Source organism: Streptomyces sp. NPDC043867, assembly GCF_056435845.1.
This window is the reverse complement of the sequence record NZ_JBWKDS010000037.1, coordinates 1-8,849: the sequence shown is the minus strand read 5'-3', so window position 1 is coordinate 8,849 and position 8,849 is coordinate 1. Positions and strand designations below refer to the sequence as shown.

General features: G+C 70.7%; 8 protein-coding genes. 3 read left to right on the top strand and 5 right to left on the bottom strand.

Annotated elements, in window-relative coordinates; all coding sequences use genetic code 11:
• Positions 1–300 precede the first annotated feature (300 nt).
• Entirely contained in the window at positions 301–495 is a 195-nt protein-coding gene (locus tag AC069T_RS29460) for a hypothetical protein (RefSeq protein WP_016435177.1), read from the bottom strand.
• Positions 496–1,108: 613 nt separating this feature from the next.
• Here AC069T_RS29460 and AC069T_RS29455 point away from each other — a divergent pair.
• Positions 1,109–2,296: an acyltransferase family protein gene (locus tag AC069T_RS29455; RefSeq protein ID WP_478785648.1), complete on the top strand. Its 1,188-nt coding sequence runs from the start codon at positions 1,109–1,111 to the stop codon at positions 2,294–2,296.
• 21 nt (positions 2,297–2,317) lie between these two features.
• Here AC069T_RS29455 and AC069T_RS29450 read toward each other — a convergent pair whose 3' ends face one another.
• Both AC069T_RS29450 and AC069T_RS29445 read right to left on the bottom strand, forming a co-directional pair.
• On the bottom strand, positions 2,318–2,773 hold the full coding sequence (locus AC069T_RS29450; protein ID WP_478785647.1) for an HD domain-containing protein: 456 nt from the start codon (positions 2,771–2,773) through the stop codon (positions 2,318–2,320).
• A gap of 44 nt (positions 2,774–2,817) precedes the next feature.
• Positions 2,818–3,990, bottom strand: coding sequence for a PP2C family protein-serine/threonine phosphatase (locus tag AC069T_RS29445; protein ID WP_478785646.1), 1,173 nt, complete (start codon positions 3,988–3,990; stop codon positions 2,818–2,820).
• A 161-nt stretch (positions 3,991–4,151) separates the two neighbouring features.
• On the opposite strand from AC069T_RS29445, the gene AC069T_RS29440 reads away from it, so the two are divergent.
• A complete protein-coding gene (locus tag AC069T_RS29440) occupies positions 4,152–5,381 on the top strand; it encodes a GNAT family N-acetyltransferase (RefSeq protein ID WP_478785645.1) in 1,230 nt (409 codons plus the stop codon).
• A 96-nt stretch (positions 5,382–5,477) separates the two neighbouring features.
• Here the strand turns inward: AC069T_RS29440 and AC069T_RS29435 are convergent, their stop codons facing one another.
• Together AC069T_RS29435 and AC069T_RS29430 are read right to left on the bottom strand one after the other, a co-directional pair.
• Positions 5,478–6,287 carry an Fpg/Nei family DNA glycosylase gene (locus AC069T_RS29435; RefSeq protein WP_478785644.1) on the bottom strand — a complete coding sequence of 270 codons (810 nt, stop codon included), beginning with the start codon at positions 6,285–6,287 and terminating at the stop codon, positions 5,478–5,480.
• 163 nt (positions 6,288–6,450) lie between these two features.
• Positions 6,451–6,936: a ribose-5-phosphate isomerase gene (locus AC069T_RS29430; protein ID WP_478785643.1), complete on the bottom strand. Its 486-nt coding sequence runs from the start codon at positions 6,934–6,936 to the stop codon at positions 6,451–6,453.
• Positions 6,937–7,165: 229 nt separating this feature from the next.
• Between AC069T_RS29430 and AC069T_RS29425 the strand changes: the two genes are divergently transcribed.
• Complete coding sequence (locus AC069T_RS29425; protein WP_478785642.1) at positions 7,166–8,647, top strand: amino acid permease; 1,482 nt, start codon at positions 7,166–7,168, stop codon at positions 8,645–8,647.
• Positions 8,648–8,849 lie beyond the last annotated feature (202 nt).

The following is an 8,849-nucleotide window of genomic DNA, read 5'->3' as shown; positions in this document are numbered from 1 at the left end:
ACAATTGCAACCCCTTCCGCCCAAAACACCCGCGCGTTGTCCCCCCCCCCCCCCCCCCCCCCCCCCCCCCCCCCCCCCCCCCACGCCCCCCCCCGCCCCCGGGCCGGAGGTTTTTCGCGTGCCGTGACCGGGGCTTTCCCGCGCCCGGGGGCGTGCGGGTGGCCGTCCGCGACCGGCGGGGCGTACGACCGGTCGGCTGACGGCGCCCGCGAGCGGTGGCGGAGGCCGTCGGTCCGCGGGTGCGCGGAGACGCGGAGCCCGCCCGGGCGGGGTCGGGTGCCCGGGGAGCGTCACGTCCGGTCAGAAGCTGATCGAGTTGATGGTCTCCGCTATCGAGTTCAGGAACCGGTTGATGGACGGAGCCATCCCGGTCGAGGCGAGGAAGAAGCCGAAGAGCACCGCCACGATGGCCGGCCCCGCCTTGATCGAACCCCCTCGGATCAACACCACCAGGATGATCGCCAACAGCAGCACCACTGACAGCGAAATGGCCACAACTGATCACACCCTACGGTCGGTTCCGCTCTACCGGCCCGGGAGCGCCAGCCCCGCGCACCCCCGCCAGAACCATCGTGCCACCAACAGGCCCCCCGTATGCGGCCGGTGAGGCAACGTCGGCGAAGGAGACCCGGGTCCCGCGTCGCCGCGCCTGCCCCGCGGGACCCGGATCAGGGCCTCCGCACAGCAATTCGGCGGTGCCCCCGCGCCGGGAATTCAAAGTGATCGTTTCCATGTCCACACATCCTGTTCGCAGGTAATTCGAATTGTCGCGGCGGGCACACCACGGCAGCGAGCACAGGTAAGAAAAGACCAATGAAGCGGACATTCCGCCAGAGTCGCCCGCGAGTGTTATGCACCATTTAGTCAGGATGAAGTGGTACACAACAGGCCGACAGCTCCTGCCGATCGATGATCGGACAGTGTGCGGATTCGCATGTTGACTTCGCCGAATCCGGGGTATGCGCAGGCGAAACCGGTAATCACACCCAGGGGTTTCACGGAATCCCACAGACAACGCTAGGGTGCCTCAGATGTTCCACGCTGCCTCGTCCCCCGCAAGTGCAGCGAGGTCATGGACCGTCCCGCCGAGTTCTTGGTGGGAGGGCCTGTGACGAACTCGTTGCGTCCGTACGGCCACGACAGAGCGCCGCTCCCCCCGGCACAGCAGCCGGTGGACGGAGTGCCGAGTCCGCGCTCGCCCCACCCCGCACAGCCGGTCGCCAAGACCGCCTCCCCCGCAGGCAAGCCGCTCAAACAGCGTGACGCGTTCTTCGACAACGCCAAGTACCTGGCGATCGTTCTCGTCGCGATGGGTCATGCGTGGGAACCGCTGACCGACCACAGCCGCGCCGCGGAGGCGCTGTACATGGTCGTCTACACGTTCCACATGCCGGCGTTCATCCTCATCTCCGGCTATTTCTCCCGCAGTTTCGACATGCGCGCCGACCGGCTCAGGCGGCTGGTGACCGGCGTCGCCGTGCCGTACGTGCTCTTCGAGGTCGCGTACTCCCTCTTCAAGCGGTACGCGGACGACGACCCGACACACCCGATCAGCCTGCTCGACCCCTGGTACCTCACCTGGTTCCTGGTCGCGCTGTTCGTGTGGCGGCTGACCACCCCGCTGTGGAAGGCCGTGCGCCGGCCGGTGCCGCTCGCGCTGGCCGTCGCTGTCCTGGCCTCGGTCTCGCCCGACATCGGCGACGACCTCGACCTGCAACGGGTGCTGCAGTTCATGCCGTTCTTCGTCATGGGCCTGTTCATGAAGCCCGAGTACTTCCAGCTGATGCGGCGCCGCGAGGTCCGCGTCCTGTCGCTGCCGCTCTTCGCGGCCGCGCTGGCGGTGGCGTACTGGGCGGGGCCGCGGATGAACTCGGCCTGGTTCTACCACCGTGACAGCGCTCAGGAACTGGGTGCCCCGTGGTGGGCCGGTGTCGTGATGACGCTCGCGCTGTTCGGCAGCTCGATGGTCCTCACCTCGTGCTTCTTCGCCTGGGTGCCGCGCCGGAAGATGTGGTTCACCGTGCTGGGCGCGGGCACGCTGTACGGCTACCTGCTGCACGGCTTCCTCGCCAAGGGCTCCCGTTTCTGGGGCTGGTACGACAGCTACGCCTGGCTGCAGAAGCCGTACGGCGAGATCCTGGCGACGCTCTTCGCGGCCGCGGTCATCACCGTGCTGTGCACCCCGCCCGTGCAGCGCGTGTTCCGCTGGGCGATGGAACCGAAGATGGAGTGGGCCTTCCGGCAGGACGCGACGGAACTCGCCCGCGAACGCGCCCGGGTCAAATCGGCGGCGTGACAGGTCCTTTCGGGGCGGGGCTCACGAGGGCGGCAGGCCGAGCAGCGCGCGCATCGTGGCGTACTTCTTCGCCAGCCGGGCCCGGGTGTGCTCGTCGAGGACCGCGAGCCGGGCCGGGTCGGCGTTGTGCGCCAGGTCCGCCGCCTTCACCAGAAGGGCCCCCGGAGTCGAGCGGATGCGTTCCGCGTACGACTCCGGGGGCTCGTCCTCGGTCTTGGTGAGCGCGAGGACGATGTCCTTGGTGCGCGGGGTCAGCGCGGCCCCGCTCAGCCACTCCCGCGACAGCGCGTCGTCCTCGACGGCGTCGTGCAGCCAGGCCGCCGCAAGCTGCTCCTCGTCGCCGCCTCGCTCGCGCACCCCCTCCGCCACGGCCTGGAGGTGCTCCGCGTACGGCCGGCCCGCCTTGTCGGTCTGCGCGGCGTGCGCCTTGCGGGCGAGGGCTTCGACTTCGGCCAGGGTCAGGAGAGTCTGCGTCACTCCCCCAGTGTCCCCCAGCCCCGTCCGCCCCGGGGCGCCGGCGGTCAGCGGGCGGCCGTGGGTCCTTCGCGGCAGATCAGCAGCAGGGCCCGGTCGTCGTTGACGTCCTTCGCGACCGCCTCGATGAGATGCCAGGCGGCGCCGTGGAAACCGCCCGCCACATAGCGGTCGGCCTCTCCGGTGAGCCGGTCGATGCCCTCCACGATGTCGCGTTCGGCGGTCTCCACCAGACCGTCGGTGAACAGCATCAGGACGTCTCCGGGGCGCAGCGAGCCCTTCACGGGGTCGAACTGCGCGCCGTCGTACACACCGAGGAGGGGGCCTTCGGCCACCTTCTCCTCCCAGCGCCCGCTGCCCGCGCTGAGCTGGAGGCCCGGCGGGTGGCCGGCGGAGAAGAGTTCGTAGTCGCCCGAGTCCAGGTCGAGGACCAGGTGGATCGAGGTCGCGAAGCCCTCGTCCCAGTCCTGGCGCAGGAGGTAGCCGTTGGCCGCGGGCAGGAAGGCGTGCGGCGGCAGCGATCCCAGCAGGCCGCCGAAGGCGCCCGACAGGAGCAGCGCGCGCGATCCCGCGTCCATGCCCTTGCCGGAGACGTCGGTGAGGACGACCTCCAGGGTCCGCCCGCCGTTCGTCCGGGCGGCCACCACGAAGTCACCGGAGAACGACTGCCCGCCCGCCGGGCGCAGCGCCATCTCCCGGTGCCAGCCCTGCGGCAGTTGGGGCAGCTTGCTCTGCACCCGGATCCGTTCGCGCAGGTCGAAGAGCATCGTGCCGCCACGCCGCCAGGGCACGCCGACCCGGCTGCGGAACTGGGCGATCAGCAGCCCGAAGAAGCCGCAGGCCGCGACGACGAGCACGACGCCCGGCGTCACCCGCGACGGGCCCTGCGTGTACGGGCCGAGCCTGACCGACTCAACGATCAGCGCGGTGGCCGCGGCGGCGTACAGACCGAGCAGGCTCGCCGGCCGCAGCAGCAGTCCGCCCGCGACGATCGGCAGGACCAGCGCGGCGGGTGAGCACCACACGGAGTTGACCATCGTGGTGGCCGCGATCAGCGGGATCGTCAGGAGCAGACCGACCAGCGCGATCCAGTCCGAACCGTCCCCGCGGAAGTAGTCGACGGCGGATCTGCGCAGGGCGGTGCGGACCCGGTGCCACTGTTTCTTCAACCGGGCCGTGAACGTCTCGGCGGCCGTGCGCCGCCCTCGTCCTGCTGCCATTGCTCGGGACCCTATCCATCGGACCAGTCCCTTGGCACGGGAGGTCCCACTTGTCCCCCGTCCGAGCGCTCAAGTTCACGGAGAACTTCACGGAAGAACGGTTCCGGTAACCCGGGCGAAATTCCCTCGCTCGCACCGCATTGCCCTGATAGGCATGGCCCATGACGACTGATGTGCGGGTGCTCGAACCGGCCGAGTGGGACGCCTGGTACGGCAATTTGATCCGGGCTTTCGGCGGGGTGAAGGAGTCGTCGGAGGAGCGCGAGCTGTGGCGTGCGCTCACCGAGTACGACCGTTCCATCGGGGTCTGGGACGGCGACGAGTGCGTCGGCAGCGCGGGCGCGTTCACCTTCAACCTCTCAGTGCCCGGCGGGGCCTGCGTGTCCGCCGCGGGCGTCACGATGGTGAGCGTCGCGGCGACGCACCGGCGGCGCGGGGTACTGACTTCGATGATGCGCCGGCAGCTGGACGACGTCCGCTCCTGGGGCGAGCCGGTGGCCGTCCTGACCGCGTCGGAGCCGGTGATCTACGGCCGGTTCGGCTACGGCACCGGCACCCTGAACGTGAACGCCGAGATCGACACCGCCCGGGTGCGGCTGTCGGTGCCGCCCGGCACCGATGACGTACGCCTGCGGTACGCGCCGCCGGCCGACGTGCTCGACGCGTGCGAGGCGGTGTACGCGCGGCTGGTGCCCGGCCGTCCGGGCATGCTGGCGCGCCGGCCCGGCTGGGAGCGGGTCGCGCTGCTCGACCCGGAGAGCGAGCGGGGCGGTGCCTCGGCGCTGCAGTGCGTGGTCGCGGAGCGGGACGGGGAGGTCGCCGGTTACGCGCGCTTCCGGGTCAAGCCCGAGTGGACTCCGTCCGGGCAGAACGGCACGGTCGTCCTGGAGGACCTGGAGGGGCTCGACCCGGTGGTGCGGGCCGCGCTGTGGCGGTTCCTGTTCGGCGTCGACCTGACGAGCACGCTGCGCACGCGGGGCCGTCCCGTGGACGAGGGCTGGCAGCATCTGGTGTCCGACATCCGGCGCTGCAACCTGCGGACACGGGACGCGCTGCACGTGCGGCTCGTCGACGTCGGTGCCGCGCTGGCGGCGCGGACCTACCAGGCGCCGGTGGACGTGGTGTTCGAGGTCGAGGACGCGTTCTGCCCCTGGAACGAGGGGCGTTGGCGGCTCTCCGGCGACACGAAGGGCGCGTCCTGCGTGCGCACGGAGGACGCGGCCGATCTCGCCCTGTCCGTCAAGGAGTTGGGGTCGGCGTACCTCGGCGGGGTGTCCCTGGCGTCGCTCGCGGGGGCGGGGCTGGTGCGGGAGCTGCGGCAGGGCGCGGTGGCCGAGGCGTCGGCGGGGTTCACCTCGGCGGTCGCGCCGTGGCTGCCGCACGGCTTCTGACGGTCACGGGACGCGGTGACCGTCACGGGGTCTGCTGACGGTCACGGGTCCGGTGACGGCACGGGGTCCGGTGACCGTCACGGAGTCCGGTGACCGTCACGGGGTCTGGCAGGCCGGGCACCAGAACAGGTTGCGGGCGGCGAGACCGGCGGTGCGGATCTCGCCGCCACAGACGTGGCAGGGCAGGCTGGCCCTGCGGTACACGTAGACCTCGCCGCCGTGGTCGTCGACGCGCGGCGGGCGGCCCATGGCCTCGGGGGTGTGCTCCGGGCGGACGGTGTCGATGCGGTTGTGGCGGACGCCCTCGCGCATCAGGGCGACCAAGTCGGTCCAGATCGCGTCCCACTCGGCCGGGGTGATGTCCTTGCCCGGCCGGTACGGGTCGATGCGGTGCCGGAAGAGGACCTCGGCGCGGTAGACGTTGCCGACGCCCGCGATCACCTTCTGGTCCATGAGCAGGGCGGCGATCGTCGTACGGCTGCGGGAGACCCGGCGGTAGGCCCCGGCCGGGTCGGCGTCGGGGCGCAGCGGGTCCGGGCCGAGGCGGCCGTGTATCGCCTGCTTCTCGGCGTCGGTGATCAGGGCGCAGGTCGTGGGGCCGCGCAGGTCGACGTACGACCTGGCGTCGGCGAGGCGGAGGCGGACGGTGTCCGTGGGCGGCGGGGCGGGGGCGGGGCCGAAGGTGACCTTGCCGAAGAGGCCGAGGTGGATGTGGATCCACTCGGATGCGCGGAAGCCGAGGAAGAGGTGTTTGCCGTGGGCGTCGGCGGATTCCAGGACGGTGCCGTCGAGCAGGGCCGCGGCGTCCGCGAATTTTCCCTGGGGGCTGGTGACGCGGGTTCTGCGGCCGGCGAAGGCCGCGGCGTAGTCCTTGGCCAGGCGGTGAATCGTGTGCCCCTCGGGCACGGGGTCCTCCTGCGTCGTCCGTCCTGGGGGCGGGTGGGTCTTTCGCCCCCTCGGCCCCTGCCCGTCCCGTCCCGGGGCTGCGCCCCCGCGCCCCCCGGCGCGCTTCGCGCACGTCCTGGACGCCGGACGGGCTGAATGCACCCCGTCCGGCGTTTCCGGTCGGCTACTGCTGCGGGTGGTGGGGCGGGATTTCGGGGAGGTCGCCGGTGGTCTCGTAGGCGGAGAGCATGTCGATGCGGCGGACGTGGCGCTCGTCGCCCGAGAACGGGGTGCCGAGGAAGGTCTCGACGAACTTCGTCGCCTCCTCCTGCGTGTGCATGCGCGCGCCGACCGCGACCACGTTGGCGTCGTTGTGCTGGCGGCCAAGCGAGGCGGTCTCCTCGCTCCAGGCGAGGGCGGCGCGCACGCCGGCCACCTTGTTCGCGGCGATCTGCTCGCCGTTGCCGGAGCCGCCGATCACGATGCCGAGGGAGTCCGGGTCCGCCGCCGTGCGCTGTGCCGCGCGCAGGCAGAAGGGCGGGTAGTCGTCCTGGGCGTCGTAGATGAGCGGCCCGCAGTCGACGGGCTCGTGGCCGGCCGCCTTGAGCCACTCCACGAGGTGGTTCTTCAGTTCGAAACCGGCATGATCGGAGCCGAGGTACACGCGCATGCTCCGAGTGTGACACGCCCGTATCCGTCCGGCCCCGCCGGGTGCCGCCGGAGAAGAGAGTGGCCTGAGCCACTAAACCTCAGGGAAACCTCAAGTAACGATCCGGAATCAAAGGTTCACGAATTCCGTGGCCTCCGTTTCACTGGACCGACTCGTACACCGCTCGTATGAGGAGCCGTACACCGCTCGTACGGGAAATCCGCACACTCGGCACAAAGGAACTCGTCCCATGACCTCGCAGCCGACCCTGTCGAAGGCCGGACACGGCCCGGAGAGCCCCGGAGAACCCGGTGGCGGACTCCAGGCCGGACTGAAGAACCGCCACCTGTCGATGATCGCCATCGGCGGTGTCATCGGAGCCGGACTGTTCGTCGGCTCCAGCACCGGAATCGCCACCGCGGGCCCGGGCATCCTGCTCTCCTACGCCCTCGTCGGCACGCTCGTCGTGCTGGTGATGCGGATGCTCGGCGAGATGTCCGCGGCCAATCCGACGTCCGGTTCGTTCTCGGCGCACGCCGACCGGGCGCTGGGCCGCTGGGCCGGCTTCTCGATCGGCTGGCTCTACTGGTTCTTCTGGGTGGTGGTGCTGGCCGTGGAGGCCACCGCCGGGGCCAAGATCCTCGAAGGGTGGATACCGGCCGTTCCGCAGTGGGGCTGGGCGCTCATCGTGATGATGGTGCTCACCGCGACCAACCTGGTCTCGGTCGGCTCGTACGGCGAGTTCGAGTTCTGGTTCGCCGGGATCAAGGTCGTCGCGATCGGCGCGTTCATCGTGGTGGGCGGTCTGGCCGTCTTCGGCGTGCTGCCCGGCGTCGACGCGGACAAGGCGGGCTTCGGCAACCTGACCGAGCACGGCGGCTTCCTCCCGCACGGGCCCGGCGCGATCCTCACCGGCGTCCTGCTGGTGGTCTTCTCCTTCATGGGCAGCGAGATCGCCACGCTGGCGGCCGGTGAGTCCGAGGACCCGCAGCGCGCGGTCACCAAGTCCACCAACAGCATCATCTGGCGGATCGCCGTCTTCTACCTCGGCTCGATCCTCGTCGTCGTCTCGCTCCTGCCGTGGAACGACAAGTCCATCGCCGACGAGGGCTCCTACGTCGCCGCGCTGAACTCCCTGGGCATCGCGCACGCCGGTCAGATCATGAACTTCATCGTGCTGACGTCGGTGCTGTCCTGCCTCAACTCCGGTCTGTACACGGCCTCCCGGATGGCGTTCTCGCTCGGTGAGCGCGGGGACGCACCGAAGGCGTTCGCGCGGACGACGGCACGGGGTGTGCCGATGACCGCCATCGTGGTCTCGGTCGTGTTCGGCTTCGTCGCCGTCTTCTTCAACTACAAGTTCCCCGACTCCGTCTTCCTCTTCCTGGTCAACTCCTCCGGCGCGGTGGCCCTGTTCGTCTGGCTGGTCATCTGCTTCTCCCAGCTGCGCATGCGCAAGATCATCCAGCGTGAGGCGCCGGAGAAGCTGGTCGTGCGGATGTGGCTGTACCCGTACCTCACCTGGGCGACCGCCGCGATGATCGTCTTCGTGCTCGGCTACATGCTGACGGACACCGAGCACGACGGCCGCGAGACCGTCCTGCTGTCGCTGCTCGTCGCGGCCGTGGTCCTGACGATCGCGCTGGTCCGCCAGCGGATGGGCGCCGGCCGGCCCGCGCAGCCGGTGCCGGACGCCTCCCGGGACGAGGCGCAGGCCGAGGCCGGTGCCTGACGCGGGCTGCTGACGGCCGGGCGACCGGTACCCCGGAGTGCGAGGGTGGGGGGGGGGGGGGGGGGGGGGGGGGGGGGGGGGGGGGGGTGGGCGGGGGGGGGGGGGGGGGGGGGGGGGGGGGGGGGGTTTTTCATCTAGTTCCCGCCCCCAACCGCAACGGTACGAAAGAAACCCAACCCACGTCGGCCCTCTCCTTCTCTTC